The sequence below is a fragment of the Polaromonas sp. genome, assembly GCF_016185115.1.
Classification (GTDB): domain Bacteria; phylum Pseudomonadota; class Gammaproteobacteria; order Burkholderiales; family Burkholderiaceae_C; genus Polaromonas.
This window is the reverse complement of record NZ_JACPOF010000019.1, coordinates 1-1,575: the sequence shown is the minus strand read 5'-3', so window position 1 is coordinate 1,575 and position 1,575 is coordinate 1. Positions and strand designations below refer to the sequence as shown.

At 61.3% G+C, this 1,575-nt stretch carries 1 protein-coding gene; it reads left to right on the top strand.

Features of this window, described 5'->3' with window-relative positions:
- The first annotated feature begins 183 nt into the window (after positions 1-183).
- Positions 184-1,320, top strand: coding sequence for an alkaline phosphatase family protein (locus HYX42_RS12985; RefSeq protein WP_293403640.1), 1,137 nt, complete (start codon positions 184-186; stop codon positions 1,318-1,320).
- Positions 1,321-1,575: the final 255 nt, after the last annotated feature.

Genomic DNA, 1,575 nt, shown 5'->3' with positions numbered 1-1,575 from the left:
GTGTTCCGCTCGCGAACCCAACCTTCCAGCGTCGCCCGATCCTCAGGACACAGCCAGATGCACGCTCGTGTTCTCTTCATCTTCCAAGACTCGCACAGCGTTCGAACCTTGGGAATCCTTTGTTAAGATCGATACACTAGCTTCGGAGGCTACGGGGCCGAGGCCGCCGTCAACGGCAACAGCATGCACCCTGCCGCCGATGTCCGATGGGGCGAGAACTTCGTCGCGGACATATACAACTGCCTGCGCAACAGCCAATATTGGGACAGCACCCTGTTCATCGTCACGTTCGACGAAAATGGTGGCATCTACGACCACGTGCTGCCGCCTTCCGCGGTCCCGCCCGGTGATGGCGTCTATCAGCCGAATGGCTCGGGTTCCCAGGTGCTTTTCGACTTCTCCCTGCTCGGCCCCCGCATCCCGGCCATCCTGATCTCTCCCTGGATCGATCCTGGGATCGATTCGACCCAGTATCAGAACACGTCCATCCTCAGGTTCGTCCAGGACCTGGTCTCGCCGACACAAACGATCAGCCTCAACCAGCGTGACCTCAACGCCCCGAGCTTCGCCTCTGCGATCAACCGCGCGTCGCCGCGTACCGACTGTCCGACGTGGATCGAAGGATATGGCTCCAGCTTCGATTGGCCCTTGGGCCATGTCAGCGGCGCCACGAAAGACTCGCCCATCACCATCACCAGCGACTCGAGCAACATCCCGCCTTCGGGCGCCCAAGTGGTCATTTCCGGCGTACAGGGGAACACCTCGGCCAACGGTCAGTGGATCATCAAGGTCACCGGGCTGAATACCTTCGAGCTCTACGACCCCTCGGACGGCGAGCCCTCGAACGGCATCAGCTCCGGCGTTTTTACACAGGGGCAAGTGAGCAATGCCACGAACACCTCGCCTATCGTGATCACAACAAATGCGAGCAGCCCCGCGACGGGGAGTCAGGTGTTCGTGTCCGGCGTAAAGGGAAATACAGCGGCCAACGGCACATGGACCATTACGCAGACCGGGTCTGACACCTTCTCGCTCGATGGCTCAAACGGCAGCGGGAGCTATACGAGCGGCGGAACGTCTCAAGGAACGTGTCAAGGAACGTGGACATGGCCCAAGCTCAGCACCGAGGACCAGCCGCCGATGAAGTTTGTCGTCGATCTCGCAAAGCAATATGCGGAGGTCCTGCCCGGCCACCCGGACAGCGGCAAGCCCATCACCCGCGAATTTCCGACCAAGGCGGCGCTGGCGGCTTACACGCGCGAGCGCTACCACGCGGCTCTGGCGCATTACGCGCGCACGAAGCAGCAGCAAAGGAGTTAGGCCAGAAGGGGGCGACATCCCTCGAACAGGCGATGTCGATGAAGTCGGGGCGCGCACGACGCGAAGCCCCTCGTAGAGCGTAGCGGCGTCCGCGCCCGCCGCCGAGATAGCGGATCGTCTAGCAGCCTGTCGGACTTGATTCGAGGTCAGGGATGAGATTCTGTGGCCTGAGTTGATTGTCGGACGAGTTTGGTGGCGAGTGATGAGCAATTTCCGTCAGGTTGACCGGGAGACCGGGTTTCTGCTGCCGCCGTC